Origin of the sequence: Corynebacterium nasicanis, from assembly GCF_042658165.1 — a bacterium.
Classification (GTDB): domain Bacteria; phylum Actinomycetota; class Actinomycetes; order Mycobacteriales; family Mycobacteriaceae; genus Corynebacterium; species Corynebacterium nasicanis.
Map to the genome: position 1 here is coordinate 647,951 of NZ_JBHSQE010000001.1, position 23,109 is coordinate 671,059.

Annotated in this window: 18 protein-coding genes, 2 tRNA genes and 1 riboswitch; of the genes, 9 read left to right on the plus strand and 11 right to left on the minus strand. The window is 62.8% G+C overall.

All coding sequences use genetic code 11. The annotated features are described in order from the left end of the window. Window positions 1–135: 135 nt before the first annotated feature. On the minus strand, window positions 136–2,292 hold the full coding sequence (locus tag ACFPUZ_RS03180; protein ID WP_376999797.1) for a bifunctional copper resistance protein CopD/cytochrome c oxidase assembly protein: 2,157 nt from the start codon (window positions 2,290–2,292) through the stop codon (window positions 136–138). A 118-nt stretch (window positions 2,293–2,410) separates the two neighbouring features. Here ACFPUZ_RS03180 and ACFPUZ_RS03185 point away from each other — a divergent pair. Then, window positions 2,411–2,483: transfer RNA gene (locus tag ACFPUZ_RS03185), tRNA-Arg, on the plus strand. Between the two features lie 24 nt (window positions 2,484–2,507). On the opposite strand, the gene ACFPUZ_RS03190 is transcribed toward ACFPUZ_RS03185, so the two are convergent. Continuing rightward, complete coding sequence (locus ACFPUZ_RS03190) at window positions 2,508–3,863, minus strand: Na+/H+ antiporter family protein (protein ID WP_376999798.1); 1,356 nt, start codon at window positions 3,861–3,863, stop codon at window positions 2,508–2,510. A gap of 62 nt (window positions 3,864–3,925) precedes the next feature. On the opposite strand from ACFPUZ_RS03190, the gene cmrA reads away from it, so the two are divergent. The 4 genes from cmrA (at window position 3,926) to ACFPUZ_RS03210 (ending at window position 6,218) form a co-directional block, all read left to right on the plus strand. Continuing rightward, entirely contained in the window at window positions 3,926–4,729 is an 804-nt protein-coding gene (gene cmrA, locus ACFPUZ_RS03195; RefSeq protein WP_376999800.1) for a mycolate reductase, read from the plus strand. Next, a complete protein-coding gene (gene orn / locus ACFPUZ_RS03200) occupies window positions 4,726–5,358 on the plus strand; it encodes an oligoribonuclease (protein ID WP_376999802.1) in 633 nt (210 codons plus the stop codon). Before cmrA ends, orn begins: the two co-directional genes overlap by 4 nt. A gap of 49 nt (window positions 5,359–5,407) precedes the next feature. After that, window positions 5,408–5,480, plus strand: a tRNA-His gene (locus tag ACFPUZ_RS03205). Window positions 5,481–5,972: 492 nt separating this feature from the next. Then, entirely contained in the window at window positions 5,973–6,218 is a 246-nt protein-coding gene (locus tag ACFPUZ_RS03210) for a hypothetical protein (protein WP_376999804.1), read from the plus strand. Window positions 6,219–6,288: 70 nt separating this feature from the next. Here the strand turns inward: ACFPUZ_RS03210 and ACFPUZ_RS03215 are convergent, their stop codons facing one another. Both ACFPUZ_RS03215 and ACFPUZ_RS03220 read right to left on the minus strand, forming a co-directional pair. Continuing rightward, complete coding sequence (locus ACFPUZ_RS03215; RefSeq protein WP_376999805.1) at window positions 6,289–6,942, minus strand: hypothetical protein; 654 nt, start codon at window positions 6,940–6,942, stop codon at window positions 6,289–6,291. Between the two features lie 64 nt (window positions 6,943–7,006). Further along, entirely contained in the window at window positions 7,007–8,644 is a 1,638-nt protein-coding gene (locus ACFPUZ_RS03220; RefSeq protein ID WP_376999807.1) for an HsdM family class I SAM-dependent methyltransferase, read from the minus strand. 208 nt (window positions 8,645–8,852) lie between these two features. Between ACFPUZ_RS03220 and ACFPUZ_RS03225 the strand changes: the two genes are divergently transcribed. Both ACFPUZ_RS03225 and ACFPUZ_RS03230 read left to right on the plus strand, forming a co-directional pair. Further along, window positions 8,853–9,143 carry a hypothetical protein gene (locus ACFPUZ_RS03225; protein ID WP_376999809.1) on the plus strand — a complete coding sequence of 97 codons (291 nt, stop codon included), beginning with the start codon at window positions 8,853–8,855 and terminating at the stop codon, window positions 9,141–9,143. Window positions 9,144–9,241: 98 nt separating this feature from the next. Beyond that, window positions 9,242–10,288 (plus strand): DUF4192 family protein, encoded by a 1,047-nt coding sequence (locus ACFPUZ_RS03230; protein ID WP_376999811.1) that lies wholly within the window; start codon window positions 9,242–9,244, stop codon window positions 10,286–10,288. A gap of 47 nt (window positions 10,289–10,335) precedes the next feature. Here the strand turns inward: ACFPUZ_RS03230 and ACFPUZ_RS03235 are convergent, their stop codons facing one another. From ACFPUZ_RS03235 to ACFPUZ_RS03250, 4 genes are all read right to left on the minus strand, one after another. Further along, entirely contained in the window at window positions 10,336–11,796 is a 1,461-nt protein-coding gene (locus ACFPUZ_RS03235) for a plasmid recombination protein (RefSeq protein WP_376999813.1), read from the minus strand. A gap of 1,240 nt (window positions 11,797–13,036) precedes the next feature. Beyond that, on the minus strand, window positions 13,037–13,336 hold the full coding sequence (locus tag ACFPUZ_RS03240; RefSeq protein WP_376999815.1) for a DCL family protein: 300 nt from the start codon (window positions 13,334–13,336) through the stop codon (window positions 13,037–13,039). Beyond that, window positions 13,333–16,182 (minus strand): hypothetical protein, encoded by a 2,850-nt coding sequence (locus tag ACFPUZ_RS03245; RefSeq protein ID WP_376999817.1) that lies wholly within the window; start codon window positions 16,180–16,182, stop codon window positions 13,333–13,335. Before ACFPUZ_RS03245 ends, ACFPUZ_RS03240 begins: the two co-directional genes overlap by 4 nt. A 365-nt stretch (window positions 16,183–16,547) precedes the next feature. Further along, window positions 16,548–16,814 (minus strand): helix-turn-helix transcriptional regulator, encoded by a 267-nt coding sequence (locus tag ACFPUZ_RS03250; RefSeq protein ID WP_376999819.1) that lies wholly within the window; start codon window positions 16,812–16,814, stop codon window positions 16,548–16,550. Window positions 16,815–17,422: 608 nt separating this feature from the next. On the opposite strand from ACFPUZ_RS03250, the gene ACFPUZ_RS03255 reads away from it, so the two are divergent. Then, window positions 17,423–18,460 carry a tyrosine-type recombinase/integrase gene (locus tag ACFPUZ_RS03255; protein ID WP_376999821.1) on the plus strand — a complete coding sequence of 346 codons (1,038 nt, stop codon included), beginning with the start codon at window positions 17,423–17,425 and terminating at the stop codon, window positions 18,458–18,460. 270 nt (window positions 18,461–18,730) lie between these two features. Here the strand turns inward: ACFPUZ_RS03255 and ACFPUZ_RS03260 are convergent, their stop codons facing one another. Continuing rightward, on the minus strand, window positions 18,731–20,023 hold the full coding sequence (locus ACFPUZ_RS03260; protein WP_376999823.1) for an LLM class flavin-dependent oxidoreductase: 1,293 nt from the start codon (window positions 20,021–20,023) through the stop codon (window positions 18,731–18,733). A gap of 3 nt (window positions 20,024–20,026) precedes the next feature. Continuing rightward, window positions 20,027–20,803, minus strand: a complete 777-nt coding sequence (locus ACFPUZ_RS03265) for a 3-oxoacyl-ACP reductase (RefSeq protein WP_376999825.1) — start codon at window positions 20,801–20,803, stop codon at window positions 20,027–20,029. A gap of 20 nt (window positions 20,804–20,823) precedes the next feature. After that, a riboswitch (TPP riboswitch) is annotated at window positions 20,824–20,921 on the minus strand. 97 nt (window positions 20,922–21,018) lie between these two features. On the opposite strand from ACFPUZ_RS03265, the gene ACFPUZ_RS03270 reads away from it, so the two are divergent. Continuing rightward, complete coding sequence (locus tag ACFPUZ_RS03270) at window positions 21,019–21,891, plus strand: SDR family oxidoreductase (protein ID WP_376999827.1); 873 nt, start codon at window positions 21,019–21,021, stop codon at window positions 21,889–21,891. 4 nt (window positions 21,892–21,895) lie between these two features. On the opposite strand, the gene ACFPUZ_RS03275 is transcribed toward ACFPUZ_RS03270, so the two are convergent. After that, on the minus strand, window positions 21,896–23,041 hold the full coding sequence (locus ACFPUZ_RS03275) for a L,D-transpeptidase (RefSeq protein ID WP_376999829.1): 1,146 nt from the start codon (window positions 23,039–23,041) through the stop codon (window positions 21,896–21,898). Window positions 23,042–23,109: the final 68 nt, after the last annotated feature.

The window sequence follows — 23,109 nt, forward strand, 5'->3', positions numbered from 1 at the left end:
TGAATTCCCCCTTGAATGGTGTGGTGTCGTGCTGACACCTCGCAGCCTGGCAGGGGGTGGGGGCGGTGACAAGTGGGCCGTCGATAAGCCTGTGGATAAATCGAGTTATCCACAGATTCGGCCCCGCGGGCGGAGCTACCTCTTGCGGCGGGAGCGCAGATCGAGTACCGGGCCCTCGGAGGGGCCTTCCGGGGGATCCTCCCCTTCGGCCGGGCGGCGGAACTCGGTCTCCTCGAACTCGGCGCGGGGCTGGCCACCTGCGGAAATGCGCGCGAGCATCTCGTTGTAGGCCTCGAAATCGTGGTCCTCGCCGGACTCCACGCGCTTCTCGTAGGCGGTCTCGGTCTCGCGGTCCTCGCGGCGCCAGCCGATGAACAGCAGCAGGAACACCAGGCCCATCGGGAAGGAGCCCGACGCCCAGCCGATGCCGCCGCCAACGCGCTGATCCTCCAGCAGGTTGAGCTCCCAGGGCAGGCCGAGGCTCTGGTAGAACTCCTCCCCCATGATGGTGGTCAGCTGCATGAGGTAGATGCCCGCGAAGAGGTGGAAGGGCATGGAACCGACCAGCCAGGCCAGGCGGATCGCGGTGGGGCGCTTCACCGGTGCGGGGTCGGTGCCCACCAATTCCCAGAAGTAGAGGTAGCCGGAGATGAGGAAGGCCCAGTTCATGGCCAGGTGCCCGGCGTGCTCGGAGATAGCCAGTTCATAGAGCGGAATGAACAGGTAGAGGACGTAGAAGACGACGAGGAACTGCAGGGTGTTCAGCAGCGGGTGGGTGAGCACCTTCAGCAGCGGGGCCCGGGTGATGGCCAGGGCCCAGTCATGCGCCGTCGGCTGGCCCGGCGCGCCTGTGTCGTAGGCCCGCATGATGAGGGTCAACGGGGCGCCGAGCGCCAGGAAGAGCGGCACCACCATGGACAGCGTCATGTGCACGATCATGTGCATGGAGTAGGTGGCGGGCATGTTCATGCCCAGGCCCGAGCTGGTGGTGACGAACAGGCTCAGCGTGCCCAGCAGCCACATCGCCGTGTAGCGATGGTTCCACGTGCCACCCTTGCGGTACACGCGCCAGACTCCGTAGAGGTAGCCGGCGGTGATGAGGATGGCGATGGTGCCGAACATGACGTCGAAACGCCACATGGTGAACACGTTGGCCAGGGTCGGCTTCTCGTGGAGGTCGTAGCCCATCTGGATGGCCATCTGCGAGAGGTTCGGGTCGCGCGGCGGCGGGGGCGGGGTGCGGCCCATGGTGATGGCCACGCCGGTGACCGCGGCCATGAGCACGGCCTCGACGACCGCGAAACGCAGGAACAGTCCCGGCTTCGTGGTGATCTGCGGGATGGTGATCATCCGGTGCACGAAACCGAGGAACCCCAGCAGCACCAGGCCGACCGTCTTGGCCACGAGGATGTAGCCGTACGTGGTGCTGAACCAGTCCGACCACTCGACGCGCACCGCCGCATTGATCAGCCCCGAGATCGTCATGGTGACCAGCGCGAAGAACGCCACGTTGGAGTAGCGGCGCAGGCCGATCTCCATGTCCGGCCCCAGGCGTCGACCATGCGCGATGAGCGCCATGAGGCCGCCCACCCACACCGCCATGGCGAGGAGATGCCACAGGTAGGAGTTCGTGCCGTAGTCGTGCGCGCCACCGGCCGCGGCGTGCCCCTCCATGCCCAGCGGCACAATGGTGAGAATTGCCCCCACAAACAACAGCGGCTGCGCGATCCACTTCCGGAAGATCAGCCCGGCCACCCCCACAACCAGCGCGATTCCCGCGACCACCGACCACGCCAGAGCCGTGGACACCTGACTGATGGCCACCCCCCACATGTCGATGGCCAGCGTCTTCCGGAACGGCGTCCCCGACACATCCGACAAGGTGAGCGGGATCATGAGCACCGCGATGAGTCCCAAACACAGGGTGGACACGGCGCCGGTCCGCGCGGCGATGTCACCGTCGACGCTCAGCGGCGCCTCCACCAGACGCGTGTTGTCGTTGTCCGGCACCTTCGGTGAAATGTAGAACGCCGCGAACATGAACGACCCGATCGCCAGCGCCGCCAGCATCCACCCCACCGCGCGGAAGAACGGCAGCCCCCACGTGGTCACCGGCCCCGGATTCGGGATACCCAGCGCCACCAGCGAATCGGTGAGCAGCTCAAAGGAGATCGTCGCGCCCACCAGGCCCGCGACGAGGAAGAACAGCAGGTAGAGCGGCCAGGTCGGCCGCACCTTCCGGGTGCTTATCGACGCCCGCGTGGTTGCTTCCCTGACCTCTGGTGCTGACATGCGCTCTACCCTAATCCGCTGGCCGCTGTCGTCCTAGCCGAGGTGCACGGACGTGAAACTGCTCACCACCTGGGAACTTTTTCTGATCCGCAGGGACGTGCGTTAGAATTTCGCGCATGCCTCCGTAGCTCAGTGGATAGAGCACCGGACTTCTAATCCGTCGGTCGTTGGTTCGAATCCAATCGGGGGCACTCTTTCTAGGAGTCGGCGAACCCCTACAGCACCATCGCGGCGATGAAGCCGGAGATGAGCAGCGGGATGTTGAAGTGGATGAAGGTCGGGATGACCGAATCCCGGATGTGATCGTGCTGCCCGTCGGCGTTGAGACCGGAGGTGGGGCCGAGGGTGGAGTCGGAGGCAGGGGAACCGGCGTCACCGAGGGCGCCGGCGGTGCCGATGATCGCCACCGTGGCGACCGGGGAGAAGCCCATCGCCAGGCACAGGGGGACGTAGATGGTGGTGATGATCGGCAGGGTGGAGAAGCTCGACCCGATGCCCATCGTGACGATGAGCCCCACCACCAGCATCGCCATCGCCGCCGCGGCCTTCGACCCGGCGAACAGCGCCGCGGAGGAGGTGACCAGCGAGTCGACCTCACCGGTGGCGGACATGACGGCCGCGAAGCCCTGCGCGGTGATCATGATGAAACCGATGAGCGCCATCATCTTCATGCCGGCGGTGAAGATGTCGTCCGCCTGGTTCCACTTCACGGCGCCGGTGGCCAGGAAGATCGCCAGACCGGTGAGCGCGCCGATGAGCAGGGAGTTGGCCTCGGTACCCATGGTCTGCATGACCACCTGGACGACAAAGGTCGCGACAATCGCGATGAGAGCCACCGTGATGCGGTAGCGGGAGATCGGCTCCTCGCCGGTATCGGTGCCCACGGTGATGGGCTTGTCCGCGTAGACGCGCGGCTTGCGGTAGCTGAAGAACACCGCGATGAGCAGACCCACGATCATGCCGATAGCCGGGATGGTCATCGTGGTGAAGATGTTGATGCCGCTGGTCTCCATGCCGGCGCGCTCGATGTTGCCCAGCAGAATGTCATTGAGGAAGATGTTGCCGAAGCCGATCGGGATCCACATGTACGTGGTCACCAGGCCGAACGTGAGCACCGTCGCGATGAGACGCCGGTCAATCTGCAGCCGGTTGAACACCGCCAGCAGCGGCGGGATGATGAGCGGGATGAAGGCGATGTGCACCGGGATGAGGTTCTGCGACATGATCGACATCGCCAGGATGCCGGCCACCATGCCCCACTTCGTCAGCGCAATCGTCCGCGTGCGTGCCGACGCCGAATCCACCCCCAGCCGCCCAATCAGCCAGTTCGCCAGCAGATTCGGCAGCCCCGAACTCGCCACCGCCATGGCGAAGGCACCGAGCAGCGCATAGGACAGCGCAATCTGCGCACCCCCCGACAGACCCTCCTGGAAGGCCACCATCGTGCCGTCGAGGCCGAGGCCACCGAGCAGGCCGCCGACGAGGGCACCGACGAACAGAGCCAGGACCACATGGACCCGGGAAACAGCAAGGACGAGCATCACCAGCACGGCGATCAACACGGCGTTCATGAGAATGACCTTAAAGGTCGCCGTGCTGCCGAGTGACATCGGCGCCGACTAACCTGGACCCCATGACTCTCCCCTCCCCCAGTCCGGACACTTTCGCCCTCGTCACCGGCGCCAGCCAGGGCATCGGCATGGCCATGGCGCGTGACCTCGCGTCGATGGGTCACAATGTGATTGTGGTGGCGCGTCGAGAAGCGGTGCTCCGCGAGCTCGCCGACGACCTCGAGGCGGCGCACGGCGTGAGCGTCGAGGTGTGCGCGGCCGATCTGAGCAGGCACGAGGATGTCAGCCGGGTCATCGAGCTTATCGACGCCCACCCCGTCAACATCCTCATCAACTCCGCCGGCATCGCCACGTTCGGGCCGCTGATGAAGCAGGACTGGGACCAGGAGGTGGCCCAGTTCCACCTCAACGCCACCGCCGTCCACCGTCTCACGCACGCCGCGCTGCGCGGGATGCTGGAGCGCCGCTCCGGGGCGATCTGCAACGTCGGTTCCGCGGCCGGGAACGTGCCGATCCCGAACAACGCCACCTATGTGTTCACCAAGGCGGGCGTCAACGCCTTCACGGAGGCACTGCATTATGAGCTCAAGGGCACGGGCGTCACGTGCACGCTGCTGGCGCCGGGGCCGGTGCGGGATGCGGTGGTACCGGATGCGGAGAAGTCGATCGTCGATAAGGTGGTGCCCGATTTCCTGTGGACCACCTACGAGTCCTGCTCCCGCGAGACCCTCGAGGCGATGGCGAAGAACCAGCGCCGCGTCGTGCCCGGCCCGCTGAGCAAGGCGATGAACGCGGTGTCCAAGATCGCGCCGACCGGCCTGTTGGCCCCGCTCATCGGCCGTTTCTACGCCAAGATGGGGGAATGATGGATATCGCCGCCAAGAACGACCGCCTCGTGTGGGTCGACCTGGAGATGACCGGACTCGACCCCGAGCGCCACGTCATCGTCGAGGTCGCCGCCCTGGTCACCGACGCCAACCTGCAGATCATCGGCGAAGGCGTCGACCTCGTCGTCCACGCCACCGAGGAGGAGCTGGCGCAGATGGACGACTTCGTCACCAACATGCACGAGACCTCCGGCCTCACCGAGCAGGTCCGCGCCTCGACCGTCTCGCTGCGCGAGGCCGAGGACGCCGTCCTGGCGCTCATCGCCGAGCACTGCAGTCCCGATCACCCCGCCCCGCTGGCCGGCAACTCCATCGCCACGGACCGGGCGTTCATCCGCGGGCAGATGCCGCGTCTCGACGCCGCCCTCCACTACCGCATGGTCGACGTCTCCTCCATCAAGGAACTCGCCCGCCGCTGGTTCCCCAAGGCCTACTTCAACCAGCCCGCCAAGGGCCTGGCCCACCGGGCGCTGGCCGACATCGTCGAATCCATCCGCGAGCTCGACTACTACCGACGCGCCGTCTTCGTCGACGTCCCCGGCCCCGAATCGGCCGCCGCCGCCGAACACGCCACCGCCGCCACCGACCACTACCAGCGGTTTTTGTAAATCGCGCGCGGTGAGCTAATCTGTAATCCGCTGCAGTTAAGCAGCGATGGTGGCTGTAGTTCAGCTGGTAGAGCACCAGGTTGTGATCCTGGGTGTCGCGGGTTCGAGCCCCGTCAGCCACCCCGAAGAATAGCCCCTGACCTTGGGATACGAGGTCAGGGGCTTGTTCTATTTCGAGGGCTAGAATTGCTGACTACGCTTTAAACTACGCTTTAGCTCTGGAAATACACTTAACGGCTCGCCCGGCGGGGCCGCCTCCAGGGCACACCCAGCCAGGCAGAGGCCAGCCACCCAGGGCAGCCAGGCCCGGGCGTCGGCTGACGCCGACCCCCGGGGGCCTCACGACAGGAACCGGGGAAGCAGGAGCGTGTAGCGGTTTGTAGCGGATGAGCGAAATCCTATCCGCTACAAACCGCTACACTTCCGCTACTCCTCCTACCCATCCACCGCCCTGTCGTGGATTCCAGGGCCCGGCGTCAGCCGGGCCCTGGCCTTGTGTCCTCTGCCCTGGGTGCGTGTGCCCTGAGGCGGTGACTGCCCCATGAGACCGGAGGCGGCGCAGCCGCCATCGGGTGGGTGCGTGACCCCCTGCCCCACCACTCCGGAGGATCACCATGACCACGACCCCTGACCTGCTGGCACGAGCCATGAGCTGGGGCCCTGACGACGAGACTCTGTCGTCGGGCGAGGCTGCGCTGTCCAGGATCGTCCACGCAATCACCGCCGACGTCGGCGCGCTGGACGGCTCGCAGCTGACCCAACTCGCTCGATGGCTGACGGCCGTCGCTACGGAGACCCGTGACGCTGAACAGGCTGGACTCCAGGCGCTCGGCGTCATCGTCGAGCCTGACTTCTCTTGACGAGTCAACCCCGCATCACCACCCAGGTGATGCGGGGTTCCCTTTTTTTCTTCAACTAGCTAGACGGACATCACATCTTCCGGACCGCACCGTCACGCCCCTCGTAAAGGTCGAAGTTCCTCTCCCCCACCAGTTCCACCAGATCATCGAAGACCTTCTCCAGCGGTACCTCAGTCTCCAAGTCATTTACCTCGTATGCCCGCAGAGTCGGCTGGAACATGTTGAGATCCACGAGCATTACATAGAACTTTTCGTATTGCTCGTCACGCCCGGCTGGATCCCGACGCCCAGTGAACAACCGGAATCTCGGTCCGACGTTCTCAAAGGTAGATCGCCTACGTGCCGTCCCATCGAGAGCAGCCTGATGGTCGAGGATCAGGAATGCTGCCAAAACAGAATAAGGGAACCTTCGATGAAGTGTCACCGACTCGTTCAACATGTCCGCTCGACGATTAGTCAGGTTCTTCTGGAAGTTGTTACTGCGACCATCCCGAAACAGGATCGTCTTCACACTCACAGCCAGAACGAGTCCCGACTCCTCTGTTGCCCAGGTTACGTCAACCTTCTTGGCCCCAATACCGCCTGCGATTCGCCGTTCAGCACCGGAGACCCCCACCTCACCGGCACCCGACGGCCTCGCCTCCTCCATCCCGCGAGCTCTGAGCTCGGCAGCGAAGGCCAGAGCGAGGGCGTTCGAGAGCTTCTCGTTATAGTTCTTCTTCACTGCCTGGACACTGTTGTCATCCGGCTTCGAACCACAGGACTTGATAGCAGCCTGAACCTTCGCGTCAATTCCTGATCCCACGGCTACGCACCTCCCGTCGATATGCCAGCTCGTTACGGGCGTCTCGTGCCTCACGCACCGTCTTCCTGGAGATACCCAAGGACTCCACCAGTACCACCTCGTCAACAAGCTTGACGGCTGCTCCAAGGTCCTTGCGCCCAAGTTTCGATCCAACCAATGGTCGGATCGCGCTCAGCGCATCCTTGGCTCGATCAATGCTTCCGATCGACGGCACCAACCAACGATTGGCCTCACCGGGCTCAATCTTCAAGACACCACCACCGTAAGCACGGCCAGTTGTTTCGGCGCTCAGGAGTGTCATGGAGTTCAGAGCCGCCAGCGGTAGATAACCCCGACCCAGCTTCCGGCACTCCGGTCGCAGATAAACACCGTGGACCGAGTTAAGGTGATACGCCCCTGCAGAGTTCGTCACCAGCCGAGCAGTATCCGCGTTCATGTAAGTCAGGAACAAGTCTGCAGGTTTAGACAGCGGTACCTGCCACCAGAGTCGTCGTACCCGGCACTTGTAAGCCCCGCTTACGCCCTGGCCTTCTCCATCAGCAATGTAAGCTTCAGCACCCGCTGAGAGCTTGTGCTCGGTCGGATAGAACAGACTCGTCCGCTTACCCTGCGCTCCCAGTTCCCGGAGGGCAGCAGCAGACAACTCCAGACCTCTCAAGTGAGCAGAACCAGGCGGCGAGAGCGGCAACACCTCGTCCCTACGGAGGCGAGCATTCTCAACATCCTCAAGCGTCAGAGCAAAGAAGGTGTTCCGCCCGGTCACCGCTCCCAGTTTCGTCTGGCCCCAATCCAACAGAGGGACCAACGATCCCTCCTCCTGAAGATCCAGGACCGTCGATGTCACCTCAGCGCTGACCGTAGCAGCGGACCACTTGCCCGCGGGATCCGCAGGCGTCCAGGAGACTGCAGGCGGAAGGCGGTCCAGAGAGGCAGCGTTATGTATCCGACGGAAGGAAAGCTCCGCAGCGGGTCCACACCCATAACCAGACGCCAACAGCAGGAGCGCGTCAGTGTCAACGTCAGCGAAGATCCTCTCGTCGAACAGGATGATCTCGATATCAGCGAAATTCTGGATGAGATACTCCCGAACGGGACCGCCGTAGTTGGCAGTCAGCAGCTCTGAAGGGAGGACGAAGGCGAGACGGCCTCCAGGTGCAAGGTGTTGAGCACCCCTGACCGTGAACGCCGCCCAGGCCGAGGCCAGCCCAGACAGTGCCACACCCGCGCTGAGAGCAGCCTCACGGGCTCGGGCACGCTCAGGGCCAGTGAACGACTGGAACCTGATGTACGGCGGGTTCCCAATCACCACATCGAACGGCTCAGCCACTTCCCGGTTGAAGAAGTCCTGAACCTCGATTTCACCAACTCCCCCAGCCTCGACGATCCGCTCGACCCCTACCTGAGCACTGGACGCGTGGAGCTCAGAACCCCACACCCGGGGGTCCACAGCACCCAGTTCGCGCAGTCGACCGACAGCACTGACCAACAGTTCGGCGTCACCAGTCGAGGGCTCAAGCACCCGATCCCCGGGGTGACGGACAGCCCATTCAGCCAAAAACAGAGCCACGTCCGTGGGCGTGAAGAACGCGCCCCGAGCTTTCCGCAGCTCAGACGTGTCCAAGGGGTCACACGCAACCAATGTCATATACATCACTATTCCAGACCGAGGCAACATCAGGGCGATAACCCGTATCGCACGTTTGTTCCAAACCTAGCTGATAAACCAATCTAGAGTAGCCCTTACATCGAGGAAATGTCGATGTCTGAGTCGGCACAGCCGCCTCCGGGGTCAGGAGTGAATCATTCTTCATGACCCGGGAGGCTTTCTCATGTCAAACACTGTCACCCTGCACCTGTCCGACTGCATCCTCACGGGCGTCGTCGACTACAACCCCGACATCCACATGCTCCAGCTCGTCGACCTCACCACCGGCGACTCGGAGGTACTGAGCATTGACCTTCCCAACGTCAAGCCGGCCTCTGGATGCGTCTTTGTCAAGGACTACAGCGAGCACAGCGGCCTCCCCGAAGCCCTGGCCAACGCCGGGGTCGCTGAGATCGTCCAGGCCCACCGCACAGGCCCCTACGCTGCCCCAGTGGCGGAGATGAAGGTGCTCTAGGCCGTCTGCCCACTGCAGTGTGCGCGGAGCACGAGCGGCTCCGCCGCTCCGAGAGTGAGACTGAACAAGAGTCCATCCACTCAAGGAGGTCCCCCGTCATGTCCGCTCCAGCACCCGTCCCGCACGCCCCGCTCACCGATCCGGGCCAGCTCGTCGCCAACCTGCCCGGCATCCTCGGCTTCTACCCGCAGGGCTCAGTCATCGCCATGATCCTCACACACCAGCAGGATCAGCGTTACGAGCTCGGTCCCACGCTGCGCGTCGATCTGGAGGACGTCGAGCACCTGGTCGAGATCATGCCCGGCATGGTCGAGCCGACCGACATCGCGCTCGTCATCATCGTCTCTGAGGACCAGACAGCCACCGACCAGGCTCTGTCCACCATCACCGGGCAGGTCGACCACCTCGTCGAGGGGGTCTGGGCATGCGCTCAGATCGAGGAGGGCGAGCCGCTGCATCTCCTGCACGGTGAGGTGATCCCGTCGCAGTGGAGGGGGGCCACCATCCCCGCCATCCACGCCGCCACTGCCACCCGGGACATCCTGCACCGTGGCGGGCATGTAGCCCTGGACCGCTCAGAGGCCCATCAGCGCTACCAGCCGGTCCTCCTGCCCTCCGACCAGCGACAGGCCCTGGAGACCGCTGTGGAGGCCGTAGACGACCGTCTGGACGCCATCCGCGACACCGCCGAGGGTGAGATCCAGTCACTGATCGCGCAGCTCCGTGCCGGACTGGAGGAGACCCCCGCAGGCACGACACCACAGACCGTCGACGCCGACCTCCTGGCACTGGCGTGTGCCCTGCTCAGCGCCAACGATCTCGACATCCGGGACCTGGTGCTGGGCGAGGTCATCGACCGCCCCAAGTCCGGCCAGGTACTCACTCACGCGGTCGGTGTCTACGGACCCGACACGCTCACCAGGGTCACCGGGCTCACAGCCCATGCTCTCGCTGTCATGGCCACCGGAGGGCCACGGCAGCAGGCGCAGGCTGCTCTGGCAGTGGCTAGAGAGGCAGCGCCGCTACACGGGCTCACCACGCTCATCCACGGAGCCGTGGTCAGCGGTGCCGAGCCAGCGCACATCGTGGACTGCGTGATGAGCGGCGTGCAGATCCTGAGGGCTCGCTACGGGATCGCTGGGTAGAGCCGCCGAACAACCCCGCTGGAGCGCTCCAGCGGGGTTGTCTCGTGTCACTCACCCAGCTGAGGACCCGATGGCCGGGGTGCCTGAGGCTGTTGGGACTGACCCCCCGGCATCCTCCGCATGCCGGGTCTCTGCTCGTCTAGCATCTCTGCAAATCTCGACAGGCGGTCACTGTCCCACGCATTCTTGAACGCCCGCTGCAGGGCGATATCGTAGCGCTTGACCCGACCCTGCAACTGAGTTACAAGTCCAGCACCATAAGCCTGAACCTTGTCAATGTAAGCGTTGATCGCATCCTCACGCTGTGTCAGTACGGCTTCGCGCTTTGTAACGGCACCCTCCCGGTCCGACACGTCTTGCAGTCGAGACTGCAGCTCAGCATTCACCACAGCTTCCTGTCGACCGCGCCATAGATTGAAGTCTGAGATTGCCTTCGACCGCATAGACTTCTTCTCCTGCTCCCATTCGGAAAGAGCAAGCTGTCGCGCGCTCTCCTGAATTCTAGCCGCCTCTACTGAAGCAGTAGACCGAATTTTATCGGCATCATCACGTGCTTCATCGACAATAGCCTTAGCTTCCTTCTCAGCCTCTCGCTTCATACGCGGAAGGACTGTATCCAGTTCCTCACGCTTCTGCTGCAACTCAGACTTGTCCGCCTCAAGAATACGACGACCTACTTGCTGCTCAACATCGATCTCACCGAGCCGGATGTCACGCAAGTCCTGATCAATCTCTCTTTTATCTGCTGCTACCTCACGAGCGCTGAGTGACTTATCCCGGTCATTCAACGCGGATTCGAACGAACGTGCATCATCGCGCAATTTCTTATACAGGGTCAGTGATTCACCCTTACGTCCCTGACCCACACGCTCCAGGGTCGCCTCGTAGCCATTCTCCCTTAGAGCCAGGCGCATGGAGTCATGGTGCACGCTCCAATCACACGCCTCCATTCCAGTACCGAGGGCAGGACGCAGACTGACTCGATTATCTCTTGTCATGGCCGTGGCGGTGATATGGACGTGCGGATGTGTTTCGTCCCAATGGTGAGCGACAGCAATGACATTCCGATGACCCATTCGGTTAACAACCTCCTGGATCATCACCTCATGGAGACTTTCGATCTCATCTCGCTTCTCATCGCTCATTGACTCACATTCGCCGGTGAAATCGGGATCGAGTTGGAGAATGAATTGAATTGCCGTCTTAGAGTCGCTTCTGATCTTGCGCTGTTTACCAGTCGATCCCACCGTTGCGCGTTCATCAAGTCGGGCATCTATTGCATTCCAGATCTCCTCAGCGGACACCGCCTCGCGAAATCCAGAAGTCCCGTCATTAATCAAAACTCTATTTTGATCCGTTCGGGCCCCTACAATCATCGGATTCGAATGCTGGCGCTGGATTCCGCGAGCCTCCTCAATACTGCGAACGTCGTGTCGGATCAGCCCTCGAATCTCAGACGTCGTGTACCCCTTCCACACGTAGCTCGTCGTTCCTCTGACTGCTGCCATCGCCACCATCTCCTCGTCTACCAATAACTCGTTCCCGATCCGTCGGGGCCCTGGCTTCGCCACCCAACGGATCGCTCACTCGACAGGCACCTCCAGGCGATGATCGTCGGGGCCCCCGCTTCGCCGCCCCACCGATCCCCACCCTCCGGTGCCCACTACCGAACCAGAGCGGGGCCCTCGGATCTGCGGTGGGACCCCGCTTCGCTGCCCACCACACATCCTACCCGCACTACTTCGGTAGTGGTAACCCATTAGCACTAGTACAGCCGTTCGACGCTGGCGCGTCTCACTGTACTAGTGCATGGGCCCCTGCGGGGAGCTGTCGCCCCGACCCTCCGAAACACTCGCTTGCTCGCGTTTCTGCAGCTCAGGGCAAGTTTTCAGGCCTGCCAGTCTCGCTATCCGCTCAACTGCCAGGCTGGGAAACAGATGAGTTATTCGAAATGTTATTCCGAATAACTCCAGCCGATCCGTCAAAAACAGTGCTGTTTTCAGTGGGTGCAACCCGCGACCAGGCCTTTTCATCGGCTGAAAAGCGCTCTGTTCACGGAATCTACCCCTTGGCCAGCGCTTATAGCCGGTGACGCCGGATGAAACCGTGAAGGAGCGTTCTAAGAACCCTGTTCAGAGGACCTTTCCATCAGCCACAGGACCTCAGCTGCGTCACGACTCCTTATGAGGCGGCTGCTTAATCAATAAATTAGTCTCTCGGGATAATCGGGGTCGGTCATGACCACCTCGGCAGGCGGGACAGAGGACGAGCTCACCCAAGTCCATCACGCCGTCCAACAGGCTTGTCGACGACCACGGACACACCCGACAACAACCCGCTTCCGTTAAATGAGGAACCGATGCGTTCCGGGCTCAATCCAGTTGACCGATAGAAGACCGGTACGGCACCGCTAAGAGACAACGCGAATTACACCACAAGGAACTAACCAATACGAGACCGCTAAGGAACCACAAACAAGCCGCTATCGGACAGATGGTTAGGTGACCGGTAGTTGACCGATAGAAGACCGGTACGGCACCGCTAAGAGACAACGCGAATTGCACCACAAAGAACTAACCAATACGAGACCGCAAAGCAACCACAAACAAGCCGCTATCGGACAGATGGTTAGGTGGCCAATACTCAACCACAAAGAAGCCAATTACAGACCGGTACCAAACCGGTACCGGCCACATAAGAACACCCACCGACGACGACATGGTCGTTGGTGGGTGTTGGGGGCGGGTGTTAGTCAGAACTCATGTTGCCGACACACTTCTTGATGCTGAAGTTGTCGAATGTCCCATCCAACCGATACAGGAGAAAGTTCCTAGTCTCCCAAGCGGGAATAACACCGACATAGAAAAAGTGGACACCATTTCCTCTCTTGGCCGCGTAGTTTGGATGGGCACGAAACAGGTCACCAACGAATGAAGCCTCCCCACCCGTTAATTCCTCACCGAGGACTGCGCTATTCAAGACCTTCCTGGCGTGCTCGCGAACATCGTTCTTCGTACGGAACGTAATACCACCGACAACGTAGGTCATTCTCCCGCCCCTGCAGACAAATCATAGGGAAGTCGGTCATCATCATCAGGATGATCTCCGGACTGCATTTCACGCATTCTCGTCAGATAGGGCTCGAGGACATCCAAAGGCAACATCTGAGCGGCACGCTCAGGGCGACGCGCATTGTCCCAATCACCCCGAGACACCGTTCCGAGTCCCCATTCCGACAACCACTCCAGCCGCTCAGCTACAGTCAGGTTTGTATCGGAAAGGGTGGGAATATTGACCACGCCCTGTCGATGCGCCATGACAATGCTCATCAAAACAGCCCGCTGCGGTGTGACAATCCGCCGGCCCTTTCCATAAGTATTCTTTACCTCCCACGACTTCCACTCAGCCACCGTCCTCAGACATCCCGACTTCGCAATCCCTCGGGCAATGGTTCGACCCCTGATTGCATCCTCCACCCTGTCCCACGGTTCGGTCTCAAAGTTGGTAACCCCCCACTTCGTCCCGTCGGAGATTGTCACGGTAACAGGCGTCATCGTAGGCATCACAGGACGTCGCTTGAGGTCATAGTCCAAGGAAACGGTGCGGCGGACCTCGCGAACACCGAAGTCTTTTCGCTGTTCAACACGGCTCAATTCCTTGAAAGTCGAAAATCCCGTGTAGTTATTCTGAACACGACCTTCACGAGTAACCACTGTCTCAATGAGCAGCTCACGATCCTCGTAACTGTCAGGATCGACACCACCGAATTTCAGACCAGCGTGAGCGCACACCCCGGTCTCATCGATAGTGACATTCCCACGAGTCACAAAATTGAGAAGAGTATCCTGCTCGTGCTTGACCTCCCACACGCTCGGATCAGTGGCCAGGAACTCACGCGCTTCGCGCAGATGATCAGCAAGACCGTAGAGATCCAACCCCTCGACAACCTCGAGAGTCGCGTCAGTGATAAATCCGTCGGTTGTAACGCTGTACGTCGTGTAGCCACGCTCATGGAGCTGCTGCATGGTGGCATGCAACTGCGCCCGGACCAGAGCAGTGGTCATCGCCGCGTGATACGGAGAGGTGATTGCACTACCACCCACAGCGTCCATTTCCTGCGCCAACGCATTCCAGGCACGCTGTGCCGCCACGTCCTGGGCTGTCTTCCCGTAGATCGTCAGCACCGCGGTCTTGAGAGTCCGCTCCTCCAGACTGCCCTTGCCGTGAATCTCCTTCGCCCTGTTGCGGTCATCGATCAGCGACCGCACCCCATGACGCAGCGTGAGCGAGCGACCGTCGTCAGGACCTTTCAGTCTTCGCCCAAGGAAACCGATCTGTGCAAAGACGCGGGCACCCATCGCCAGCGCCAACCACAGCTCAGGCCCCGTCACCCAGGTACCAGCAATACCCTCACTGTTACGGGCATAGATCAGCGTGTTGTCGGTGTAGACAGGAATACACGGATACCGGACATCATCAGGGAACTCGAAGGACACGAAAGCAACGACAGGCGACACCGGACTCGGAACATCGTCAAAGGTCAGTTCCCTTTCATGGATAACGTCCTCGATACACCCGGTCTCGAAGTCGAGATCCTCGACGATGGACATCGCTGTCGGGTAGGCATTCTGCGCGTCCACATCAATCGTCCGCGTTTCGTAGTAACCAGGAACCGGACAACTGTTGAGCCCACCGTGGTAGGCAGAGGCAAAAGCAGCCATGAGCTGAGCAGCAGCACCGTCAACGGGCACTCGCCGACGCTTAGCGTAAAAGCTCAACTTGTCACCTTCCTCGACAGGCTCCACACCGACATCCTCGTTGACCAGCCCGGAAAACACGCGCCGGAAATCCTTGGAACTTGTCAGACACAGGTACCCCTTCCCAGTCTCCACCATCGCACGAGCAGCACCACCACCCAGCGTAATCGGCGGTACAGCAGCCTCGCCCCACATCCGGGCCATGTACTCAACGACAATGACGGAGTCGTTGATACCGTACTCGAGGAAGTCGGTGAAGTGATCGCGTCGGTAGACATCCATTCGAGAAAGCATCTCATCAGGCACGTCCCGTTTCTCCACACCACATGCCTCACCCAGCGCTCTAAGAGACTGATGACCGTCAGGGGAATGCGCCATCGTGTCACGAATGGTGAGCGTGATCCATGTCCACCACCACCGCGACTGGTCAGACCGAATCAACCTGAAAGGCATCAGCGTAACCAGCCCTCCAGCCGCAGAGGTAAGCTTCCGCATGTGATCGACCTGATAACGCGAATGCTTGAACGCTGTCAAGTCAGCGCTACCCATGTGAGCGACCAGCGTAATCGGTACCCGCCCACCGGACCCCACAAGAGCATCCCGCACGGCATCTCGATGCGCACGAGCGAAGTCAGGATGACCACCGTACTGCTGGTAGAAATCGACTTCGTCCTCATGGGACCAGAAATCACGCAGCCGCACGCCCCGTGCAGTCACGGTGTCAGGCACCAGCGGTGACTCATAAAGTCCCGCCTCCACCACGACCGTCCACAACGCGGTGTGCAAGGTGATCCGCTCACCCTCGACAGGCAAGATCACCACCTCAACCATCTGCTCGTCGTCGCGGACATCGACCACCGCAAACTGATACGAGAGGATCTCCCGAGCCCCTTGCTCACCATCCGGGTAGAAGAACTCGGTATCGAAGCCGACGATCAACCCATCGCGACCGGTACCCATCGCCTTCATCGACGGCAGGTCCCGAAACCCCAGCAGGCTATTTCCGCTGTCGATACCCACAACCGCTGCGGAGCGACCACCAACGTCGCCGGAGACATCCGTTTCAACACCCTCAGCGACCGCGAGGGCATTGACGGATGAGGCACGGTCGCACGGTCGTAATACGGGGTTCCCCATAGGGGCTTGTGACCGTACCGAGTAGTCTACCCCCTGACCTGTTGAAACACACCCTTCGGGAGGGGGGCAATCACACGAGCAAAAATTTTGTTCGTGTGACTCGGGTGTTCCTACGTCAGATTCAGGTGCCGGTTTCGTGGGTCGTCGGCGACTTCTCACGAGCACCTGAAAGACCGGTCCATCGCCTCGGACACCGTCCCGGATCACGGTTGATGTCCAACCGGTGGTCGCGGCAGCGACGGCAGTATCCTCGATCATCTGAGCAATATCTGTTGATACCAATGTGGTATCAGCGATGCCAGATCCACCGCCATCCGGATCAACAGCCCTCAGGTCTCCCACCTGAGGGTTTTCGTTTTCCTGGGTCATGCTGACGCACCACCCACGAGGTGAGCGTCGCGCCAGGCGATGACATCGACCAAGCGGTAACCGACAGCCCTACCCAGCTTGAGCCAGCGGGGCCCCTCGCCCCGTCCACGCAAGTTCTCAAGAGTGCGTGGGGCCAAGCCGACGATCTCAGCGGCCTCGGTCGTGGACAGACTACGAAATTCCTGCAGCTCTGGTGGCAGAACAGTAGAAGTAATGCCGTTGGAAGGCATGACAAACTCTCCCGAATTCTTTCGGGAGTGCATGCACTAATTTTCCAGGTGCGTGACCTGCCGATCACGATCTGTCGCCGGAATGGCGCTGGCCTAAATAGTCCGCAGGCGGCTGCCAGTCCTCCTGCAGCGCATCCCCACACCACCGGGGATGCTTTTCTCAATTCGAGCTGGTGAGGCTCGGGGCTACCCCCGTCACGGACCCACTGCATATGTCAGGTGGCGACGTCCTCCACCAGGACCACCCACCGCCACATGGGGGTCTATTCAGAAAAATCTCATCCGTCGGCGTCCACGGACGTGCACTCAGGTGCGATTTGCACCTGCGCACATTCTAGCACACAAGGGCACCACTAGCACCCCTCTCGAACCCGTGAACGGACTACACTTTAAACATGGCCCCACAAGCAGCAGCCCGTACCCGACTCGCTCCTGGAGAGCACTCCATTGACCGCGTTCGACCCACCACCCTCCCTGACGGGAAGATTCGACTCACCTGGTCCGTCAGGCTCCGCGACGGCCGTCTCCTGAGGCGACAGTCCCAGGGCTCCACCATCGGTGAGGCCCGTCGCCGAGCCAAGGAGACTGCTGCTGAGCTGCTTCAGACCAACGGACACGCAGCCTGGTCGCCCCGCTCTCCTATGACCGACTACATCACTCAGGTCACCATCCCTGCGATCGAACGAGCTCCGCTGGAGAACACGTCCCGTCGTCGATACCTGATCGGTGTCGGTCATCTCAAAGATCGCTTCACGGGCTACTCAATCGCAGACGCGACGAGATTCAGAACTCTTGAAAGCACTCTTCAAGACATCTCACGTCTCCATGGCAAGGCGAGCGCCATCAGCTCTCGGACGGTGCTCTCTCGCTACGTTCTCCAACAGCTGATCCGAGACGAAGTGATCGACGGGAATCCGCTGAGCGGTATGACCATCGACCTCGACTCCATAGCCCTAAAGCGTCAGACCCCCAAGCGCGGGGGCCAAGCCCTCACCGGCGACGAGCGCGAGCGCCTGGTCACATATCTACTTGAGCTGGACACCACCATCGAGTCGCCACCGTGGACCACCGGCAAGGCAAGGCCCAGACCGTCGTCGCGGGCGAAGCACGACCGTGTCGTTGCACTGACCTTGCTACAGGCAGGCACCGGCCTTCGCGTCTCGGAGGCCAATTGCGCCAAGTGGTCTGATGTCGATGTCGACGACGACGGTGTTCTCAACATCAGCGTCGCTGAGTCCAAGACTGACCGACCTCGTCGCATCCCCATCCTCGACCCTCGGATCAATCAGTTCTTCCGCGAACGTAAGCCCGACAAGGATGACGATCTACACCTCATCGGCAGCCCCATTGACCCGACAACGGCCTGGGAGGACGGTAACTGTAGGAAGTGCGTCGCCGCGTCTTACACCGCCTGGTCCAGGGAACTGGAAATTCCTCTCCTAGAGCACGCCCGCACACACCTCTGGAGGACCACCCTCAACGAACTCACCAAGGGCGTGCTGTCGACATCGCAAAGAGCGGCGTTCTTCGGCCACACCGAGGAGATCAACCGTCAGGCATACACCGACCTGACCAACATCGACGGTATCGCGGCATCGGCAGGACCTGTCCTTGGCGGTGATGAGCCAGTGCAGGGGACTACACGCAAAACTACGCGCAAGTTGCGTGTAGTTGAGTGAGCTCCTGTGCGCTCCAGTGTGGTCAACGGCGGGGACGGAGCTGCTCAATTCCATCCTCTAGCAGCGACTACACCCCTGCCACCTGGGGCACTCTGAAGTACACCGGCTAGACTAACCACGATCCTGGGTGTCGCGGGTTCGAGCCCCGTCAGCCACCCCGCAGAGAAATGCCCTCCCGCTTCATGTGAAGCGGGAGGGCATTTCGCATGGGGCCGTCCGACCGCCGGGCTGACCTCAACCCTCGAGATCAGCCCCCTCCTGGGGAAACGCTCAGCCGATGTCAGCTCGACGGGCGCCTCCCAGGTGCTCCCGCAGCGTCGTCCCCGCGTACTCCGTCCGGAACAGCCCGCGTTCCTGCAGGACGGGGATGACCAGGTCGACGAAGTCCTCGATACCCGCGGGCAGCGCGGGCGGCATGAGGTTGAAGCCGTCCGCCCCGCCCTCGGCAACCCAGCGCTGCATCTCGTCGGCGATCTGCTCGGGAGTGCCCACGAAGGTGGCGTGCCCGCCGCCGGCGGCGAGGTAACCCAGCAGTTCACGCACGGTGGGCTGCGTCGATTCGATGATCCGCAGGATGGTGGCGTAGCGCCCCTTCGGCCCGGTGAACTCCTCCAGCGGCGGCAACTCCGGCACCGGCGCATCGAGGTCCCACCCGGAGGTGTCCTGCTGGATGAAGTACTCCAGTCCACGCAGCGCGTCCTCGACAGGCAGCAGCTCGTTCAGCGCGCGCTGCTTCTCCCGGGCCTCCTCCTCGGTACGGCCGACGTAGGTGACCAGGCCCGGCATGACCACGAGCGAATCCGGGTCCCGTCCCAGCGACTCAGCGCGGCGGCGCACATCAAGGCGGTACTCCTGCGCCATCTCCAGGTCCCAGGCCACGGCGTAGATCCCCTCGGCGTACGTCGCGGCCAGGTCGCGGCCCGGTTCGGAGGCCCCGGCCTGGAAGAGGACGGGGCGGCCCTGGGGGCCGGCCGGGATGTTGAGCGGACCGGCGACGGAGAAGTAGTCGCCGGAGTGGGAGGGCGTCGATAGGCGGGAGGCATCCGCCCAGGAGACCTCGCACACCACGGCGTCGGCCGGGAAGGAGTCCCACAGCTGGCCCAGCACCCGGATGAATTCGTCGGCGCGCGCGTAGCGCTCGGCGTGCGGCGGGAGGGCGTCCATGCCGTGGTTGCGGGCTTCGTCGTCGCCCATGGAGGTGACCACGTTGATCCCGGCGCGGCCGCCGGAGATGTGGTCGAGGCTGGCCATGAGGCGGGCGGCGTGGAAGGGCGGCCAGAAAGTGGCGGAGATGGTGGTGACCAGCCCGATCCGCGAGGTGGCGCGCGCCAGGGCGGTGAGGGTGGTCACGGGTTCCAGGAACCAGGCCGGCCCGCCGCCGACGCCGCCGATGGCCGCGGACTGGCCGTCGGCAAGAAAGAAGGCGTCGAGCTTGCCGCGCTCGGCGATCTGCGCCAGCTCCTCCCAGTACGTGATGTCCCCGAGGCGACCCACCGAGGAGTCGGCGGCCCGCCACGCGGAGGTGTGGTGCCCGGCGGCGAAGGCGAAGAGGTTGAGGTGCACGGATCAGTCCTTGACCAGACCGCCGTCGACGACCAGGTTCTGGCCGGTGACAGACCGCGCCCACGGGGAGGCGAAGAAGAGGATCGCGTCGGCGAATTCCTCGGGGGTGGTCACGGACTGCAGCGGGGTGCCGGCGGCGATGAAGTCGAAGACCTCGTCCGGGGTGGCGGCGGAGGCGTCCGTCTTGCGCAGCAGGCCGCCGGAGAGCATGTTGACGGTCACGCCGCGCGGGCCGAGGTCGGCGGCCAGGGTGCGGGTGAGGGAAAGGAGGGCGGCCTTGGCGGCGGTGTAGTCGTGGTAGGGCACGACGGGGTACTGGAAGAGGTTGGTGCCGATGGTGATGATCCGGCCCGAGCCGAATTCGTCGAAACCGGCCAGCGCTGCCTGCGTGACGTTGAGGGTGCCCTGGACGGCGCCGGAGAACTGGGACTCGAAACGCTCGTAGGCGATGTCCTCGGCCTTGGGGCGGGCGTCGCCGTCGAAGGAGAAGTCGATGAGGGCGTTGGAGACGACGGTGGTGACGGGGGCGTCGAAAAGCTCGCGTGCCTGGGCGAACAGGGCGTCGACCTGTGCGCGGTCGCGCACGTCGGCCTGGATGGCCACCGCGCGGCCGGGATGCTTCTCGACGATCGCCTCCGCCGCCTCCGCCGAGGAGAAGTAGTTCACCACGACCTTGGCCCCCTCCCGGAGGAAGGCCTCGGTGACGGCCTTGCCCAGGCCGCGGGCGCCGCCGGTGACCAGGACGATCTGCTCGTTGAGGGGGGTTGCGTTGATGCTCATGTGGGTGCCTTTCACAGGAAAAGGCGAAGGAGGGACATTCCCTTCGCCAGTGCTAACTGGATCAGGTTCGACGGGTATGTTCTCAGCTGCCTTGCGGGCGGCACCCCGTGTCACGTGTCCGCCACCTTAGCAAACGTCCGGCGGCGCCCGGCCGCGCATTTCCGTACCCTCGGAAACAGATCAGATGCACGCACGCTAATGAAAGGTACTTCGACATGGACCCCCGCACCCTCTACCCCACCATCGACCCGCCGCAGCAGACCCAGCCCCACCCGGGCCTGGACGCGAAGCTGGAACCGAAGGCCGACCTCGGCCTCGAGACCTACCGCGGCAGCGGCCGCCTGCAGGGCCGCCGGGCGCTCATCACCGGCGGCGATTCCGGCATCGGCGCGGCCGTCGCCATCGCCTACGCGCGGGAGGGCGCCGATGTCGCCATCTCCTATCTGCCGGAGGAGGAGATCGACGCGCAGAAGATCATCCAGGCCATCGAGGACGCAGGCCAGCGGGCCCTGGCGCTACCTGGCGACCTGTGCGAGCTGGAGCAGTGCGAGAAGATCGTCGCCGACACGGTCGCGGCCTTCGGCGGCCTGGACATCCTGGTCAACAATGCCTCGCGCCAGATCTGGCACGACGGGATCGGGAACATCCCGGACGAGGATTTCGACGCCACCATGAAGTCCAACATCTACTCCTCCTTCCGCGTCACCAAGGCGGCGCTCCCCCACCTGGAGCCGGGCTCGGCGATCATCTTCACCTCGTCGATCCAGGCGTACCAGCCCTCCCCGCACCTGCTCGACTACGCGCTGACGAAGGCCGCGCAGAACAACCTGTCCAAGGGGTTGGCCGAGCAGCTGGCGCCGGAGGGGATCCGCGTCAACGCCGTGGCCCCGGGGCCGGTGTGGACGCCGCTGCAGCCCTCCCACGGGCAGCCGCCGGAGAAGATCGACGAGTTCGGCCAGCACACGCCGCTCGGGCGCGCCGGTCAGCCGGCGGAGCTGGCGGGGGCGTTCGTGTTCCTCGCCTCGGATGAGGCGTCCTTCGTCATGGGTGAGACCCTGGGCGTCACCGGCGGTACGCCGACGCCCTGACCTGCTAGCTCTGCTGGCCGGAGACGTTGCCCTTCTTCCACGTCTCCCACGGGATGTTCCAGTCGCCCAGGCCGTCATAGCCCGAGAGGGTCCCGCCGACGGTGTTCTGTACGAGGACCGGGTCCCCGCGCTTGACGGTGTTCTGGAACCACTGCGCGGCCTCGTTGGTCACGTTGATGCAGCCGTGGGAGACGTTGCGGTAGCCCTGATCGCCCACCGACCAGGGGGCGCCGTGGACGTAGATGCCCGACCAGGACATCTGCGTCGCGTACGACACCGGCGTCTTGTAGCCGCCCTGGTCATAGGCCAGCCCGTAGGACATCGAGTCCATGACCATCGACTCCAGCTGGTCGCCGATGATGTACGTGCCGTTGGGGGTGGCCCAGCGTGCGGTGTCGCGGCCCAGGGAGACCGGGATGGTGCGCAGGGCCTCGCCGTTGCGGTAGACGGTCATGGTTTTGGTGGCGTCGTCGACGATGGTGCGCACCTCATCGCCGATGCTGAAACTCATCGCATTGTCCTGGGAACCGTAGGTGCCGCCCCCGAGGTCCGTGCCGTAGAGATCCGCCTCGACCGTCACCTTCGTGCCCGGTTCCCAGAACTCCGCCGGCCGCCAGCGCAGCTCCGAGTTGTTCAGCCAGTAGAAAGCGCCCTCCACCTGCGGTGACGTAGTGATCGTGATGGCGTCCTGCGCGGCCTGCCGGTCCTGGATGGCGGTGCCGAAACGCATCGTGATGGTCTGCGCGACACCCACCACCGCGCCTTCGAGGGGAGCCAGGGCCACCCCGGCGGTCGCCAGCGGACTCGGCGTGTGGAACACCGTGGTCGTCTTCTGCCCCGCCCGGTCCTCCGCGAGAATCGTGTACGTCCGGTTGTAGCCCAGCACCTCCGTCGTCTTCCACGACTTCTGGTCCTTGGCCAGCTCCGACTCCACGACCTTGCCGTCCTGGTTGGTCATGGTGACCTTCTTCAGCCCCTCGGGCGAGGTCACGGTCACCGGCTCGGAAGGATCGACCTCCTTCGCGCCGTCCTTGACGGACACCTTCATCGGCTGCGGAGCCTGCGACTCCTCCGCCTCGACCGTCTCGCTTATCGACGCCCGTTCAATCGTGCACGCCGTCAGCGTCCCCGACGCCACTGCAGCAGCCATGACCAACACGGCACCCCAACGACGGGGGGCAATCAACAACGACACGTGCAACCTCTGAACTCTTCCGG